Below are 17,681 nucleotides of genomic sequence, written 5' to 3' on the forward strand. Positions count from 1 at the left end.
AGCTTCCTATTACATAAAATTCTGAGCTTATTTGATAAATACAAACTAATTAAATCAAAGCATTAGGGGTTGTTGGGCGCTCTTTGGGATGAATGGACCGGTGCAGTGCACTCATCCCTATGAATTTTAGGACGAGTGGGCTGGTTGTCTAAGCTGCGTTTTCTAATCGCGCTTTAACTTTTGGTTTAAATGCTTTGCTCAGAGCGACAGATTGACCATTTTTTAGAAGCACTAGGCCGCTGCCTGACGGTTTAATTTGAATGCGCTCGATAAAGTTTAAATTGACCAAATGCGAACGATGGGTGCGTATAAATTGTGAGTCTAACAATTGTTGCTCGACTTGTTTGAGCGTGGTGCGTTTTAAAAATTGCTGCTCTTGGGTGTGAAATTCGACATAGTTGCTGGCAGAGTTGATGTGGGTGATATCATCATAATTAAGCTGTGACTTTTTAGCGCCGCGTTCAACCTCGATACTGCTATTGACGCGATGCTCAATCCGTAAGAATGTGTGCCAAATAAAGCTAATGACGAACAAGGCCAAAGGGTGTGAGGGCGCAAAATACAATAAGGTATATGCGATGCTGTCATTAAAGACGAATAAATCGAAAATGCTCTGATATGTCAGAGAAATACAAAGCATCAGCGCCAAAATACCAATCAACTTTTGATGTGTCAGCTGTTGTTTGATGTGATATTGATCTAATAGGCGAAAGATAATTGGTGTGATCAGGTACCATATTCCCCACTCTTGCAATGCCCATGCAGGATGATTGTTGATTTGTTGAGAGGCAGGCATGGCAAGGTCATAGAGCATGTAAGTGCCAGTCAAAAATAAAATCAGTGCACTCCAGCCTCCTATGGAAATGGCCCATTCCTTTTTTAATTGCTCTGTCATCATATACCCCAAACCAGAAACGCACGATTAGTGTACCCAATTTCAGATACTTTCCCATACTATTGCGACGATATTAAGTACTTATATTGCTAACCAAATATACAGCGGAAACAGGCACCTTGTGCTTTGTGCAAGTACAAAAGTTCACCGCCATGTTGCAGCATAATTTGCCTAGATAGACTAAGGCCAATGCCTGAGCCTTGCTGTTTTGTGGTGTAAAACGGTACAAACATCATAGCTTGGGCCTGCTCGGTGATCCCTGGGCCATTATCTGTAATATCTATACAGAGCTTGTCATTGTCATTTTTGACGATCTTTAAGGTGATCTTTGGTGTGGTCTGGTCGCATATTTCAAGTGCCTCGACAGCATTTTTACAGAGGTTTATTAAAACTTGCTCTATTTGATTGGTGTCAAGAACACACCGTGCATTGTCTGGTGCTTCAATAACAAAGGCCACATCGGTATGTTGCATACAAAAGAGCTGTTTAATATTTTTTAATAGTTCGCCAAGGTCAACCGTAGTGAGCTGCGGTGCTGGTAAGCTACTCAACTTTCTAAACTCTTGAATAAACTCACTCAGGTGGGCACTTCTTGATGCCAAAGTGGACAGTGCTAAATGGAGATCTTGTTTATCCTCCTCATCATCAAAACTCAATGAGTCAGGCAACAATGCAATGCAGGTTTGTGCCATTGAAGAGAGTGGCGTGATTGAGTTAGCCACCTCATGGGTGAGTACTTTTGTGAGCTGTTTGTAAGCGTGTTGCTCTTTGGCATTGAGCTCCTCTTTAATTGATTGCAAGGTAATAACTTTATACAACTTTGTTTGGATCCTCAGTGTACTTACCTGTATATACAAGGTGTCATGGATCTCATTGTTTTGCCAAGTGAAGGTTTGGCGGCTGTTTTTACGAGTGTTATTAATAAAGTCAATAATTTGAGGGTTGTTGCTAGCGAGGGCGTCGATATGCTCGATTTTCAGGCCCAGCTGCTTTCTGACTGCTACACTTTGCTCGATGATTTGGCCTTGATCATCACAGATAAACATAGCTAGATCCATATGACTGAACACGGCGTTGATAAACTGTACTTGCTGTTCGGCTGCGAACTGTGCAGTTTGCATTTGTGCCTGTGCGCCACGAAAGTCTTGGCGTAAAGGATGATTACTTGGTAACCCCAAGGTGTGATCGCCATTCGCAAGCGCTCGGAACAACTCCATTGGTACACGTTTTTCCTTGCGAAAAATATGGTGAATCCAAACTACCAATAAAATTGTCGAAATGGCAATGACAATCGTGGTGGCGCTGAGCCCGAGAATGACAAGAGTCAGTTGCAGTAACATACCCATACCAACCAAACTGCATGCCGCGATAAGCACCGTAAATTGACTTTTCATGATTACAGCCCGTACTTTTCTAAACGGCGATACATAGCGCCTCGAGTCAAGCCTAATGCTTTAGCCGCATGGCTAACATTGCCCTGATGGTGCTTTAATGCAGCGCGAATTGCTCTTTGTTCAAGCTCGTCTAAATCAAACGTGTCGTATTCTTGCCAATTTTCAGGTTGCGCAGACGCTGGCGCATTAGATGCAATGAGTACATGATGGATCGCTAACTCATTACCTTCAGACAAGATAACAGCACGCTCTATGGTGTGGGCAAGCTCACGTACATTTCCCGGCCACGAATACTCACACAGTGTCCGTAACGTACTGGGCGGAAGTGCCAGTTCGCGGCGATACTTTTGTTGGTAAATATGCATATAGTGCTCGACCAACAAAGGAATATCCTCTTTTCGCTCTCGTAAGGGTGGGAGATTAATTTCTATGGTATTAATTCGATACAATAAATCTTGACGAAATTGACCATCCACGACCGATTGTGGCAGCGCATCATTGGTCGCGCAGACCAAACGAATGTCGACGTCGATGGGCTGATTACCTCCAACCGGAGTGATTTGCCGATTTTGTATTGCAGCTAACAATTTAACTTGTTGATCAAGAGGCATGTTACCTACTTCATCCAAGAATAAGGTGCCGCTATGAGCCAACTCAAAACGACCGACCCTATCCGTTTTTGCGTCAGTAAATGCGCCTTTTTTGTGGCCAAACAGTTCACTTTCAAACAAACTACCAGATACGGCTCCCATATCTAAGCAGATAAATGGCATATGTGCTCGGGCACTTTGTTGGTGTATAGCATGAGCTGTTAATTCTTTGCCCGTACCACTTTCACCTGTGATTAGAATATTGGCGTCGGTTTTCGCTGCTTTATTCAATGTATCAAAGACTTGTAACATGGCGTCACTTTGCCCCAGAAACTTACTTTGGGGTTGGCTAAGTGCCTGACTCAGCCCTTGAGTTTGTCGTGAAAGTTGACTAATCGCTTGTTTGTCTTGCGCGTGGGCAAGCGCTGTAGCAACGACGGTTAATAGTTGGTCGTTTTGCCAAGGTTTGGCAACAAAGTCTGTTGCGCCATTTTTGATGGCTTCAACGGCCAATTGCACATCGCTGTAAGCGGTCATCAAGACTACGGCAATACTTGGTACTTGCTCATGGATTTTCTTTAGCCAGTAAAACCCTTCCTGCCCGCTAATCGCATCTCGGTTAAAATTCATATCGAGTAAAATGACATCGACTTTATTGGTGTTAAGTAACCCTTCTACATCAAAAGGGTTGTCTGTGGTGAGGATTTTTTTGTGATGTTTCTTTAGTAACAGTTTAGCGGCGAGCAATACATCGGTATTGTCATCCACGATCAGTATGGTTCCCTGCTTTTCCATGCCGGCGGCTCATTGTTGTTATTTTTTGACCCGAGCAGCTTACCGCAAAATTACAGATAGTGTCCAATTATGGACAGGTTAGTGTACTGTAAACGGACACTCATTTATTTTTTGTTTTTTATATAAACATTTAACTGCATGTATTTTAAATGTTTTTTATCTTGGCATCAAAATTGATTAGTGATTAGGTATCTAGGCCAGAGGAGCTGATGTTATGGACAAGAAAATCTCTAATAAAAATCATCGACGTTATACCAAGCCGGCACTTTTTAGCTGTTTCGCTTTGTTGGTTGGTTTTGGCGCGTATAGCCTAAGCCAATCGGCAGAGCAGGGACAAATGCAAACCGTTGATAAAGCAGGGGTCACTGTCAGCGCTGTGATCAGTGGTGAGTTTAAAAACGCGTTGAATATTCGCGGACAAGTCGTGCCAAAAACGACAATATTTCTAGACACTGTGTCTGGAGGCCGTGTAGAGGGGAAGTTGGTGGAGCAAGGAGTCTACGTTGAGAAAGGGCAGCCTTTGGTGCAACTATCTAACACTAATTTGCAACTGGATGTGATGAGTCGAGAAGCTCAAGTTACTGAACAGCTTAATTTTTTACGTAACACCCAGATGACAATGACCACCAACACGCTAAACCTTAAGCGCGATTTGTTAGACATAGAATTACAAATAAGTCATTTAGAGCGCAGGCTTAGACAATCTGAGGCGTTGCTTAAAAAGGGTCTAACGAGCAAAGATGAAGTGGACGAAATTCGTCAAGATTTACAGTACAATCGCGACATTCATAAACTAACCCTAGAGCGCCAGAAGCAAGAGACAAGCATTCGTGAAGTGCAACTGGCCCAACTTGAAGACAGTGCTAAGATGCTGCAAAACAATCTGCAATTTGCGCGTAAAAACCTTGAAAGCCTACAGGTCACAGCCCCTGTATCTGGGTATCTCAGTGAACTAGATGTGCAAGTAGGTGAGTCAAAGCAAGCTGGCGCGCGCTTGGGTCAAATAGATATTCCTAGAGAGTATAAATTGGCAGTGAGCTTAGACGAATTTTATTTAACACAAGTATCGTTAGGTATGGCGGTTGAGATATCTCATGGCAGCAACATGCTGCAAGCGAAAGTCAGCAAAATTGACAGCCGAGTGACCAATGCGCAGTTTCAAATTGAAGCCGAGTTGCCGTCTGGCATTCAAGACATCAAACGTGGGCAAGGTTTAGATGCCCAACTGATGTTTAGCGACGAGCAAGCACAGGCGACATTGCTGCCCCGTGGGGCATTCTTTACCACTAGTGGCGGACATTGGGTATTTGTGGTTAACAGTGATGGCAGCCAGGCTGCGCGTCGTGACGTGCGCTTGGGCAAGAAAAATCAACATTACTATGAGGTGATTTCTGGTCTTGTGCCTGGGGAGCAAGTTATCACCTCTACCTACGGTAATTTTGATAAAGCTCAAGTATTAAATTTAACAAACTAAAAACTATAAGCACCTATAAAGCATTAAGGAACAATCATGATTAAGCTTTCTAATTTAAATCGTGTGTTTAGAACACATGACATCGAAACAACAGCATTGAATGGCATTGATCTAACGGTTGAGCAAGGGGAGTTTGTAGCCATAATGGGGCCTTCTGGCTGTGGTAAGTCTACATTACTCTCTATTTTAGGGTTGCTGGATGCCCCCTCTAGCGGCAGTTACAATTTTGATGGCACTGAGGTTGCGGCGTTTTCTGAGCAACAGATGGCAAATTTACGCAAAGCATCGATTGGCTTTGTCTTTCAAAGCTTTAACTTAATTGACGAGTTGACTGTATTTGAAAACGTCGCACTGCCATTGCAGTATCAAAACATCTCTAAATCTGAGCGAAATCAGCGTGTTGAAGAAATTTTAAAACGTGTGGCAATCGACCATCGAGCCAGCCACTTGCCGCAACAGCTTTCGGGCGGTCAGCAGCAGAGGGTTGCTGTAGCACGCGCGCTGGTTATTAACCCTAAACTGATTTTGGCGGATGAGCCAACGGGTAACCTTGACTCTACAAACTCTCAAGAAGTAATGACCATGCTACGAGAGTTAAATCGTGACGGCACCACGGTGATTATGGTGACGCATTCTGAAACCGAAGGGGAATATGCAGACAGAGTAATACGCCTGCTCGATGGAACAATCATTGTAGATAAAGCGAGCAAAGTAAATCACGCAGCGAGTGTTGCTTAACACGAGAGGCTAGCAAGGAGCCCTAGGAGGTATTATGTTTTCAAATTATCTTACAACGTCTTTACGTGCTTTCTCCAATCATAAACAGCATTTTGCTTTAAATATTTTGGGTCTCAGTATAGGTTTGGCGGCTGCAATTATGGTGGCTTTATTTGCGGTATATGAACTGTCATTTGATCGCACCCAGCCAAATGCACAGCAGGTATATCGCGTACATACAGACTACCGTAGTTGGGGTTTACAATTAATCGGTACGGCAGGCAGTGATGTCCCCGAAATGATGAAAGAACAATCACAAGTGGAGGATGTTTTATTACTTGCCAGTGCCAACGGCTTAGAATTTTACAATGCTCCATTGGCGCTAACGGTTAAGGTCGCTGATAGGCAGGTGCAGTTACCAAGTTTTTATGCAGTCAGTGGCAATTTGCTCGACTTCGTAAATCTGAACGTATTGTCAGGGTCGGTACAAGATGCCATTTCTTTACCCGATCAACTGGCACTCAGTCAAAGCACAGCGATCAGCTTATTTGGCCACACCAATGTCGTTGGGGAGCAACTAAACCATGATTCGGGGAGTTACACGGTTGCCGCTGTATTTGAAGATTTACCAGAAAATACACACTTTTATTTTCATACCCTAACAGCTGTGCCTAAGCATGCGGACCCAGATGTGCATGGTTTCATATACATGCGCTTAGCGCCTAATGCAGATTCAACAGCAATTGAAGCAGAGCTCAACCGCACGTTTAATGATAGACAACAAGGTCGCAGAAAAACCCTAACTTTGCATATGATACCGTTGCTGGATGTGTATTTTAATAGCAATGGCCCATTTGAAATGAAGCAAGGCGGCTCGGAGCAAGTTATGTGGGTGAGCGTCGCGTTAGCGGTCATCTTACTACTCGTGGCAAGCACTAACTTTATCAATTTAAATATAGCGGCCGCTGCCAGACGTGCAAAAGAGGTCGGAGTAAGAAAAGCGCTTGGTGCAAGTCGGTTGCAACTGATACAGCAATTTTTAACTGAAGCATTGTTAGTGGTCAGTATTTCAGGCTTAATCGCACTCGCTTTAGTCGAAATAACATTGCCTTGGGTGAATCAAATGCTGGGTAGAAACCTAAGTTTAGATTTTTCGATTTGGTTTTTAGCCTCTGTTGTTGGGGTGATAATGTTAGTAGGCGTGCTTTCTGGGTTATACCCCGCATTGTTTATTTCTTCATTTAGTGCAAAACGCGTCCTCAGTGGGGATTTACAGCGAGGTCAAACAGCTATTTGGGTACGAAAGCTAACCTTGTATTTGCAAAGTGTTCTGTCGATTGCTCTGATCATCGCGGCTGTGACTATCTACAAACAAATGGCGCTGGTCAATGATTTAGAGGTTGGGTATGGCAAAACGGACAGGCTACTGGTGAAGTCACTGCCATCCGAGCTACTTTTCAAAGCGGATAATAACCGCTTATTTGACAGTATTCGTGCGGTACCAGGTGTATCACAGGTGACGATCAGCAATACTAATTTAACGGTAGATATTAGTGGGGAATTATTCTTAACTTGGCCCAATGGTGAGCAAATTGAAGGCACGCAGCCTACGGTATCAACGGGGTACCATGCGGTTGATACATTGGGACTGACACTGCTGGCAGGGCGTGATTTTGTGCCCCAGTATGGATCTGACTGGTCACACACTGATGACCAAGATGTCAGGCGTTATGCCATTCTTATCACCGAGAGCTTGATGAAATTGGCGGGCTATGATGATCCAAATGACATCATTGGCAAGCAAGCAACCGCACATCGAGGACGCACTCAAGTGACCATCGTCGGGGTGGTTGCAGATGTAAAACTGGGTTCAGCTAAGCAGCAAAAACTACCGCTTTCCTTCCGCTTAGGCGTGAATAGCGTGCCTTCAGCGGATATTGTTGTGAAATTGGACAGTACAGTATCGACTGAGCAGGTATCGAAACAAATTCAGGCGATGGTCGTTGAGCAACTGAAATTACATGAAGTGTCAATCACGCGTATTGAAGATGAGTATCAGCGTGCGCATATTAGCGAGTACCGCGTTCAACAATTGGTCTTGTTTTTCAGCTCATTGGCGGTGTTTTTAACTTGCCTTGGGGTGTTAGGTTTGGCTTCTTTCTCTGCACTGCGCAGGCAAAAGGAAGTCGCGGTACGTAAAGTGCTGGGCGCTTCTCGATATAGCATTGTGAATCTTTTAGCTCGGGAATATTTGGTATTAATCGCGGCGGCGGTATTACTGGCATTTCCTGCTAGTTACTGGTTCCTAGATGGCTGGTTGAGTAACTTTAACGAGCGTATTTCGCAAGTGCCTTGGGTATATTTATGCAGTGCCGTGTTTGTGGCGTTGAGCACGTGGCTAACGGTGGCATTGCTGGCCTTTCGTGCTGCCAGTGTGCGTCCGTCGCTTATCTTACGCAACGAATAAAACCAAAAAGGGTCAGCATTTGCTGACCCTTTTTGATTTGTGATTAATTACTTTTCGGTGTGCTTATATGCATGTTGCCCTTTTTAAGGTCCATCGTCATCACAAAGTGTTTAAAGACTTGGTAGCCGACAATCCCTCTGACCTTGGTGCCTTTTACATGGCTGGCCGTTGAACTATATTGGCTTACAAGGTTTACTTTATTGCCTTCAGCTGGAAATGAAACCGGTACGTTTGATAGTGTAAAAGGACCGAAGGTGACTTCTTTCGCTTTGGCTGTTTCCATATTGCCTGTGCTATTTACGCCAGAAAATGTGGATTTTTGAATGTCTGATTCTAACCAGCCAAATCTGTCTGCAAAGCGGCGCTCGATCATAATTCCACCAGTAAATCCGGTATCTAATAACATCCACGCTGACTCGCCCTGAATATCAATCTTAACAATAGGTTGGCCAAAGCCTTTTTGGATTTTAAAATCGATATTTTCAAACTTTTTCAAATCCAGATGATCATGCGTTAATAAGCGCATACGCTTATTCGGGTAATCAATTTGTGTGTTAAATAATTGAAAAAAACCTCGGCCAAATAGTAAAGACGTGGTCGCGTCATCAAATGTCACTTCCGGTAGCCCTTCTAAATTAGTTTCTATCCCAAAAAATGAGACCGGGACCTTTTGGTAAACCTTGTTACGCTGTGTATCGAATGCGCCTTCGATTTGCATGTTGCTGCTATGCGTATAGTTAAGCTTGTTTGCTATTACAAAGCTGCTGTTGATAGCGTTGATGCTTGCACCTGTGTCTAGAACGGCGTAACTGTCGATACCAGATGCTTTTACTGGAATAGTGATAAGGCCATTTTTATATGTAAAGTCAAGCCATGGAGTTACAGCTGCATAGGTAAAGGTGTGGAAGAATACACCCAATAATAAAATGATAAGTTTCATCTTTACTCTTGAATTTGTTGGTGATTTAAACAATTTATTGAGACTTTAGGGATTACCGGCGGTGACCGCAAGTTTTTTAAACAACGAGCGCTTGAATAAACATCAAAGTTTCGACTACAATGCACGTAAATTTCGAAACGAAACTTATGTGCATATTAGATGACTAAACGTAATACACAGCAGCGCCGACATACCATAGTCTCGCGAGTAAATAGCGAAGGAGAGGTGAGTGTCGAGGCTTTAGCCGCTGAGTTCGAAACATCAGAAGTTACGATTCGAAAGGATTTAACCGCACTTGAAAAAAGCGGTTTGCTGCTGCGCCGTTACGGAGGTGCGGTGGCGTTACCAAAAGAAATTGTTGCGACCAGCACTAATAAACAAGATCCACATCGAAAAGTGTCAATCGCTAAGGCGGCTGCGGCACTTATTCGAGATCATAATCGCATTATTATCGACAGCGGTAGAACGACCGCTGCAATGATCCCAGAACTTGCGAGCAAGCGTGGCTTGGTGGTGATGACCAATGCTATCAATATTGCTAATCGTCTACTGTCGCTAGAAAACGAACCAACATTATTGATGACCGGTGGTACTTGGGACCCCCATTCTGAGTCGTTCCAAGGTCAAGTTGCTGAACAAGTGCTACGCTCTTATGACTTCGATCAGCTATTTATTGGCGCAGATGGCATTGATGTTGCTCGTGGCACAACGACGTTTAACGAGTTAATTGGTTTGAGCAAGGTGATGGCAGAATCAGCCAGAGAAGTTATTGTGCTGGTGGAGTCAGAGAAGATTGGTCGCAAAATCCCAAATTTAGAGCTGCCTTGGCAGCAAGTCACAACCTTGATCACTGACAACACCTTGGCGCCAGACATGCGCCTAGCGATCGAGGCCCATGGCGTGAACGTGATCTGTGCAGAGATCACACAAGATTAAACACACAAACGTGCAAAAAATGGAGAGATTATGTGTGGAATCGTAGGAGCTGTGGCAGAGCGCCCAGTTAACCGAATCTTAATTGAAGGTTTAAAACGTTTAGAATACCGCGGCTATGATTCAGCGGGCGTTGCGTTAAGCGATGCTGGCACTTTGAATACCGTTAAAGCGGTCGGTAAAGTGGCTAACCTTGAAAGCGCATTGGACAGCGCAAACGTAAAAGGTACAACCGGTATTGCACACACACGCTGGGCAACACATGGTGGTGTAACCGAAGCGAACGCTCACCCACATTTATCAAATGAGCAAATCGCACTTGTGCATAATGGCATCATTGAAAACCACGAAGCATTGCGTGTTGCACTGCGAGATGACGGTTATACCTTCTTATCGGATACAGATACAGAAGTTATGGTGCACCTTATTCACCAATTACGCCAACAGCATAAGACGTTACTTGAGGCTGTTCAGGCTGCGACCAAACAGTTAGAAGGTGCGTACGGTACGGTTGTATTCGATAAAGATAACGACAACGAAATCATCGTGGCACGTTCAGGTAGCCCACTGGTTATCGGTTTAGGCCTTGGTGAAAACTTTATCGCTTCTGATCAGCTGGCATTGTTACCTGTTACACGTAGCTTTATCTTCCTAGAAGAAGGCGATGTTGCGCGTATTACACGTGATACGGTTGAAATCTTTGACGTTGAGGGTAACCCGGTTGAGCGTGAAGTCGTTGAGTCAAACATCACGCAAGATGCTTCTGGTAAAGGTGAATACCGTCACTACATGCTAAAAGAGATTTACGAGCAACCAATGGCTGTTCGTAATACCCTTGAAGGCCGCCTTGAAAATGACAAAGTAGCGATTGACGCGTTTGGTGACAGCGCGAACCAGATCTTTAAAGACGTGAAGCATGTACAAATCATCGCATGCGGTACGTCATACCACTCGGGTATGGTTGCACGCTACTGGCTTGAGCAATTTGCAGGCGTGAGCTGCAATGTAGAAATTGCGTCAGAATTCCGCTATCGTGAGTCGTTTGTACACGAAAATAGCCTACTTGTGACAATTTCTCAGTCTGGTGAAACAGCAGATACATTGGCAGCGTTACGCTTGGCAAAAGAGCAAGGCTACATGGCCTCTATGACCATCTGTAACGTACCTGGATCGTCGTTAGTGCGCGAGTCAGACTTGGCATTTATGACCAAAGCGGGCGCAGAAATCGGTGTTGCTTCAACCAAAGCATTTACTACGCAGCTTGTTGGTTTATTAATGCTAACCGCTTCTATCGCGCAAGAAAAAGGCCGCGATCAAAGCGTCATTGTTAACGCAATCAAGACGCTACCTAACAAGCTGGAAGAAGCACTGAGCATGGCTGACGGTATTGAAGCGCTGGCTGAGGAGTTTGCAGACAAGCATCACTCGCTATTCCTGGGTCGTGGTTCTCAATACCCAATCGCGATGGAAGGTGCATTAAAGCTTAAAGAGATCTCATATATTCACGCAGAAGCGTACGCGGCAGGTGAATTAAAGCACGGTCCACTGGCGCTTATTGACGCTGATATGCCTATCATTGTTGTTGCACCAAACAACGAACTACTTGAAAAGCTTAAATCAAACGTTGAAGAAGTGCGTGCACGCGGCGGTATTATCTATGTATTCGCTGACAAAGACTCAGCATTTGCATCAGATGACACAATGCGTGTAATGAACGTGAACCACGTAGAAGACATCATTGCACCTGTTGTATATACAATCCCACTACAGCTGTTGTCATACTATGTTGCTGTTATTAAAGGCACTGACGTTGACCAACCACGTAACCTAGCGAAATCGGTAACGGTTGAGTAATAAGGTTGAATAGAGTGAAAAAGGTTGTGGGTGAATAATAAAGATATACCTACTCTAAAAACATAATCAAACCTAATCTTTAGAGCTTATTCTTTCATTGAGTAAGCTCTTTTTCTTTCAATAATTCAAATAATGTACTAAGTAAAAGTATCATCAAATAATCAAACAGTCAGTCAAATGGATATCGTTCGTTTGAATGCCAAAGTTTATCGAAGTAATGCAGGTGTCTATGAAGAATTACCAGTATTACTGACCGAAGAAGGGGTAGTTGAATCTCACCTGTCCTATTTGCTTGATCACGTTCATGTAAGAAGCCAAAGTTGGCTTGATAAACAAGTAACGGCTTTAAAATTATTTATTCAATTCCTTGATGCAAATAGTCAATTAGCACTGACTCCAAAAGAATTTTTCAAAGTATTTGTTCAACAGCTCTATAGTGGAACCATAGGCACAGATGGGTTAGATCCAAGTATGTTATTTTGGATGCCTCGTCGTGTGACTACCGCAAATGCCATCATAAATTCACTGGCTAACTATTCCGATTGGTTAAGTGAGAATAGGGATCTTGAGGGATTTTTGAGTATTTCAGATACTGCAAGCTACGATGAACGGATTAATTGGGCTGCTTGGCACCACAAAAGGAATCGTGCTTTTCTAGCACATACTTGGCAGCTGCCTGATAAAGGCGCAATCAGATATAGACCTGATTATGCAAAAAAATCTACAACAGCGCGTATTGAAGCGCCTAAAATTTTTCCGGAAAAGTACTTTGCTCAATTACTTTTTGAGGGGTTTTCAAACTACGGTCATCGGTATGACAGCAATCTCGGTACCAGATTAAACCTGAGAGATATTTTGATCACTTTGCTGTTAAATGGTGCCGGTTTACGCATGAGTGAGCCTTTTCATCTATACATTCAAGATGTCACTTTAGACCCCGTAATAGCAAGAGAAACAGGCAAACAAGTTGCGTTGGTACGCATCTATCACCCAGCAGAGGGTACAGCCCCGCATGACTGGCAGGTTAAGTCGAATGGTCAAGCTAAAACCAGAGAAGGTTATTTAAAAACGAAATATGGATTATTGCCAAGAAATCGATCAGCAGACAGAACTTACCGCGCTGGTTGGAAAGTAAAAAAACTAGATAATCAGCAGGAAAAATACATTCATGTGCAGTGGTTTCCTCTTATTTTTGGAGAGCTGTTTTATGCGTTTTGGAAGCTCTACCTTCGACAACTTAGGCATATACCAGTCAATCACCCGTTTGCATTTATTTCTTTGTCAGGTCCACAGGCAGGTCAACCACTTTCAATCACTGCATATTATCAAAATCATCAAAGAGCAGTAAAAAGCATCGGTTTAACACCGTCAAAATTGTCTGGTACAAGTCCACATGGCCATCGGCATGCGTATGGTCAGCGGCTCAAAAACGCGGGTATAGATCCTTTGGTGAGGCGAAACGCACTCCACCATTCAAGTCTCGAGTCGCAACTTGTGTACTGTGAGCCGCAGTTTGATGAAGTATCGAGCATGTTAATGGAAGCCGATAAGCGATTAGCTTCAGCGGAAACAACGCAACCAGTAGTACGTAACTATTTAGCTCAAGGGTTCGACGATGTTGATCCACAAGAACTACTTTCTGGGCAAGGCTACCTTGTAAAGGGAGGTGATGATGAGTAAGCCTTATTCACCCAATAATGGAATCACCGAAGACATTACATTTCAGTGGTTAACTGACATGTATGGTGACGAGTATCGTACTTGGGCAAAGTTATCTAACCGCTGGTTAGCAAGGCAGCACAAAGGTTTGTCATCAAAGAAAAACGCCTTGAATCGGTTCTATAAGTCTTTCATGGTGCCACTAAATTTAGCCAGTAATCCTTTAACATTTATTGATAGGAGTACACCCGTACCAGACTTTTTTGAAGAAGCTATCAATCCAAGTAAATCGTACATAGATCCAGTGGGAAAGCGCCAAGCGATAACTTACAACAACTACCTTCAGCAGTTTCTTACTTATGTCTTAGAGGAATTGGTTGGGGTGGAAGATGACTTTGGCAACCTCACTATTCCGCATAAGTATCGCAATCCATTCTCGATAAAGCGTAGAACAGGATTGGAAGTGGCTGAAACAGTTAGAACACCACTCCCATACAAGTACATTCAAGAACTGCGATAGATCATCTGCCCAGAAAAAGCTGACTCGTTTAAAGATTGGGGATGGGCGCAAAAAGCAGGAGATGCGATTAGCCAAGGGAAATATGGGGGTGATTGGTTTGAAGTAACACCAACCGATATTGATTATGCTGATCCAAACTGTGTGTGGCGTGAGCGTATTATTCCCAAAGGAAAAAGTTATGGTGGCATAACCCTGTACAAAGATAAAAAAGTGTATGAATTGTGGTGTCCTGCTTCAGCGGTTGCTTTATATCTAAAGCTAGAACTGCCATTGAGAACAGCACAAGTCCGCTGGTTAGACTCAGGTGAAGCTGATTTATGGCGATATCAAAATGGATCTTGGGTTAAAAATACAGGAAAGTTAGCACCAGCTACTAAATTGGACTTATCTCGTTACTCGATAGGTCGAGGTGTGTTTAGGTGTGTTCAAAGTGCTGAAAGTGACTCAAGTGCGCTTTTTATCAATACGAATAAGACCTCAGATATCCTGAAAGATGGATTATCAAAAGGCTACACAATTCCTTGGCAACATGAGCGAGTTTTGAAGTGGCTTGAGCTGCTTAGGAACTGGCAAGAAAAGTACAACCCAATTGAAAGGCCAACTCAATGGTCGGAACTAAAGCGCAAGCATTTAGGGGACATAAAAAGTAAAGCGCAATTGGAAGAGATGATACCAACTTGCTTTTTATTTAGACACCGCTCTTCAATTTCTGAGTACGATTTCAAGTGCCCAATAAGCGATAAGGAGCCAGCTAGGCTGTGGTTTAAACTTTTGTCTGAGTTGGAACAGCGCTGCGAACAGCGCAGGGAAATGCTTACAGATAATAGCCCTATAAAGTTTGTAAAACCGAGTCATGGAGACTTTAGAAACTACATTAGCACATACTTTCCATTGCATACATTAAGAGTGTCACTGATCACCAGTTTTGCTTTGGAAGGTGGTGTGCCAATCCCCGTCCTGTCAAAGTTAGTTGCTGGCCACAGCCGCATCATCATGACTTTGTACTACACCAAAATTGGTCAGGCATATATGAAGAAGGTGATGTCGGAAGCTGAAGATAAGTTACGTTTAGCGTCAGAGCAGCAGTTCAAAGAGTTTTTGATTAATACCGAATATAATGATTTGAAGTTAGGCACTGCATTTAATGATGATTCAGCGCTGCGAGCTGTGAATGCGGGCTCACAAGTAAGCTGGCAAATAATGGACAAAGGAATATGCCCTGTTGGCTGCCAAGGATGTGATAATGGCGGCGAACAAACAGTCAAACTTGGTAATGCGCCGAGCAGCTTTGCTCCTACCCCAAGAGATTTTCAAGGTAACGTAAAAAACTGCGTAAGATGCCGTTGGTTTATTACTGGACCTGCATTCATGCCTGGTCTTATTGCTCATTTTAATAACCTTAGCTTTGAAGCGAGCGAGGCAGGTGAGCGTCATAATACTTTTGAAGCTAACCTAGATGTATTGAAGAAAATGAAATTTTCAGCAATGGATGCCAATGAGCCATTTACAAGGGAAGCTGATTTAAAAGCCGCTGAATTTGAATATGAAAGAGAAGCTACAAAGGTAGATGCGTTGATGAATGATATGCATGCAACATATCGGTTAATCGCTCAATCTACTCAGATAATGAATAGCACAGATGAAACTAAACTACAGTTGCTCAGTGAAAGTGGTTTCTCGGATGTAACTGCTAAGCTTGAAGACAACTCCCAATTAACTCAGCTAGAAATCGTATGCCGCAATGCAGCACTTTACCCCTATTACGATGCATCAAAAGCGGTACTCAAGCGCGGCCAAGCGATAGACTTAATGTTGAGAGCCAATGGCCAAGATCCACTGATGTTGTATTTACCTGATGAGGATAAGCTTAAAGTAGGCAATCAAATCATGCTCCTCATTGAAAATAGAGTGGGTTCGTTCGACAAAGCCATACAGTTTGTTGAATCTCAAAGCTCATTGGCAGAGATAGGTTTGCCAAATGCTATCGGGGAATACGTAAAAACTGAACTGAGTAAATCAGCGAACTTAATTGGCTACCTAAACCCACATACGACACAAGGAGAGTGAAAATGACACCTGATAGTCTATTTACATCGTTATCGAGTCAGTTGGGTACCAGAAAGCAAAGGTCGCTTCAGCTTATCCACCAAATATGTGCTGAGCAGCAAGAGCGCAATAGCCATGACTTTTCCATCGCTACGATAGGTAAGCTGTCTAAAGCGCGTGGAGGCCCATCTGAACAGGCAATACGCAATAAAAATGGTGATGAATACAGGCAATTGATAGCTTCTTGGCAGTGTACACATAATCACAAAAGGCTTGGTCGTACACCTGTAGAGCAGCCTCAAAATGTTCTAAAGCTAATAAATGAACCTTCAGTTCGTGCTGAAGTTGGATTAATGCTCGCAGAACTCAAACAGTTAAGGGGCGAAGTTAGGTTACTTAAGTCACTCAACAAAGACAAAGTCATCATTGATAAATCTATTCATCTTCGAGGTAGTTCCAATTCAAAGGTAGAGTTACTGCCAGCAATACCACTCTCAAGCGCCGAGCTACATGCTCTCGAGAACGCAATATCGCCAGCAACATTTGAAAATAATGGTTGGCAAGAAGATCCTAAAGACCACTCAGTCAGAAATCAGCATGGTAGAAAGGTATTTGAAACAGGGTTTGTGTCAGCCATCAAAACGGTACTCGATCATACAAAAAAGTAGTGTAAAGAAAACGGTCATTAACTTTCTAACGGAGGCATAACACTTCTTTCTTGTCATTACCCTTGCTGAAGCGTAAAACAACGCGTAAAGTAATCAACGTAAAGTAAACCTCCCTTTATTTTAGGATTGTGATGAAAATCGGCTATGCGCGAGTAAGCACGGACATACAATCAGAAAGCGCCCAACTAGATGCTTTAAAAGCAGCGGGCTGTGAGCGTATATACAAAGAAAAATGCAGTGGTAAATCAAAACAACGCCCAGAACTTGAACGTATGATAGATACGTTGCGAGCTGAGGACGTGGTAATTGTCCAACGACTAGATCGACTTGGCCGTAGCTTAAAAGATTTAATTGAATTACTTGATGGTTTTAAGTCTGAGCATATCCAGTTTATTAGTCTCAATGAAAACATTGATACAACGACTGCGGTGGGTGAGCTAGCGTTTCATATGATCGGTTCAATTGCTCAATTTGAGCGTAGATTAATTTCTGAAAGAACTAAAGCAGGTCTTGAAGCTGCGAGAGCTAGAGGCCGTAAAGGTGGCAGGAAACATAAGCTAACATCAGCTGATGTAAAAAAAGCACAGGCTATGTTATTGGATCCAAATATGACTAAAGCTGAAGTCGCTAGACATTTTGGTGTTAGCCGGCCGACTTTAAATCAAAGCCTTGCACGCGATTGTTCAGGAGCTGGAAAATAGTAATGAGATCTTAATTTTTCAAGCTACT

At 43.2% G+C, this 17,681-nt stretch carries 12 protein-coding genes and 1 pseudogene; 9 read left to right on the forward strand and 4 right to left on the reverse strand.

Translation table 11 applies throughout. From position 1 onward, the window contains the following. Positions 1-148: 148 nt before the first annotated feature. The 3 genes from N482_RS13250 to N482_RS13260 form a co-directional block, all read right to left on the reverse strand. Positions 149-895, reverse strand: coding sequence for a LytR/AlgR family response regulator transcription factor (locus N482_RS13250; RefSeq protein ID WP_063377481.1), 747 nt, complete (start codon positions 893-895; stop codon positions 149-151). Between the two features lie 89 nt (positions 896-984). Next, positions 985-2,289, reverse strand: a complete 1,305-nt coding sequence (locus tag N482_RS13255) for a sensor histidine kinase (RefSeq protein ID WP_063377482.1) — start codon at positions 2,287-2,289, stop codon at positions 985-987. Between the two features lie 2 nt (positions 2,290-2,291). After that, entirely contained in the window at positions 2,292-3,674 is a 1,383-nt protein-coding gene (locus N482_RS13260) for a sigma-54-dependent transcriptional regulator (RefSeq protein ID WP_063377483.1), read from the reverse strand. Positions 3,675-3,888: 214 nt separating this feature from the next. Here N482_RS13260 and N482_RS13265 point away from each other — a divergent pair, with 214 nt between their 5' ends. Genes N482_RS13265 through N482_RS13275 form a run of 3 tightly spaced genes read left to right on the forward strand, consistent with a single transcriptional unit; the run spans position 3,889 to position 8,332 of the window. Beyond that, the gene (locus N482_RS13265; protein ID WP_063377484.1) at positions 3,889-5,148 is read left to right on the forward strand and encodes an efflux RND transporter periplasmic adaptor subunit; all 1,260 of its coding nucleotides are present in this window, start codon (positions 3,889-3,891) and stop codon (positions 5,146-5,148) included. A 36-nt stretch (positions 5,149-5,184) separates the two neighbouring features. Next, positions 5,185-5,886 carry an ABC transporter ATP-binding protein gene (locus tag N482_RS13270; RefSeq protein ID WP_063377485.1) on the forward strand — a complete coding sequence of 234 codons (702 nt, stop codon included), beginning with the start codon at positions 5,185-5,187 and terminating at the stop codon, positions 5,884-5,886. A 34-nt stretch (positions 5,887-5,920) separates the two neighbouring features. Then, entirely contained in the window at positions 5,921-8,332 is a 2,412-nt protein-coding gene (locus tag N482_RS13275; RefSeq protein ID WP_063377486.1) for an ABC transporter permease, read from the forward strand. Positions 8,333-8,375: 43 nt separating this feature from the next. On the opposite strand, the gene N482_RS13280 is transcribed toward N482_RS13275, so the two are convergent. Continuing rightward, positions 8,376-9,272: an aspartyl protease family protein gene (locus tag N482_RS13280; protein WP_063377487.1), complete on the reverse strand. Its 897-nt coding sequence runs from the start codon at positions 9,270-9,272 to the stop codon at positions 8,376-8,378. Between the two features lie 159 nt (positions 9,273-9,431). Between N482_RS13280 and N482_RS13285 the strand changes: the two genes are divergently transcribed. The 6 genes and pseudogenes from N482_RS13285 (at position 9,432) to N482_RS13315 (ending at position 17,653) form a co-directional block, all read left to right on the forward strand. Beyond that, positions 9,432-10,208, forward strand: a complete 777-nt coding sequence (locus tag N482_RS13285) for a DeoR/GlpR family DNA-binding transcription regulator (RefSeq protein ID WP_063377488.1) — start codon at positions 9,432-9,434, stop codon at positions 10,206-10,208. 30 nt (positions 10,209-10,238) lie between these two features. After that, positions 10,239-12,059 (forward strand): glutamine--fructose-6-phosphate transaminase (isomerizing), encoded by a 1,821-nt coding sequence (gene glmS, locus N482_RS13290; protein ID WP_063377489.1) that lies wholly within the window; start codon positions 10,239-10,241, stop codon positions 12,057-12,059. Between the two features lie 177 nt (positions 12,060-12,236). Then, positions 12,237-13,739, forward strand: coding sequence for a gamma-mobile-trio recombinase GmtY (gmtY, locus tag N482_RS13295; RefSeq protein WP_063377490.1), 1,503 nt, complete (start codon positions 12,237-12,239; stop codon positions 13,737-13,739). A gap of 58 nt (positions 13,740-13,797) precedes the next feature. Continuing rightward, positions 13,798-16,305, forward strand: a pseudogene (locus N482_RS13305) (VPA1269 family protein). 2 nt (positions 16,306-16,307) lie between these two features. Then, a complete protein-coding gene (gmtX, locus tag N482_RS13310; RefSeq protein ID WP_063377493.1) occupies positions 16,308-16,952 on the forward strand; it encodes a gamma-mobile-trio protein GmtX in 645 nt (214 codons plus the stop codon). A 131-nt stretch (positions 16,953-17,083) separates the two neighbouring features. Beyond that, positions 17,084-17,653 (forward strand): recombinase family protein, encoded by a 570-nt coding sequence (locus N482_RS13315; protein WP_063377494.1) that lies wholly within the window; start codon positions 17,084-17,086, stop codon positions 17,651-17,653. Positions 17,654-17,681 lie beyond the last annotated feature (28 nt).

This window comes from Pseudoalteromonas luteoviolacea NCIMB 1942, assembly GCF_001625595.1.
Classification (GTDB): Bacteria; Pseudomonadota; Gammaproteobacteria; order Enterobacterales; family Alteromonadaceae; genus Pseudoalteromonas; species Pseudoalteromonas luteoviolacea_A.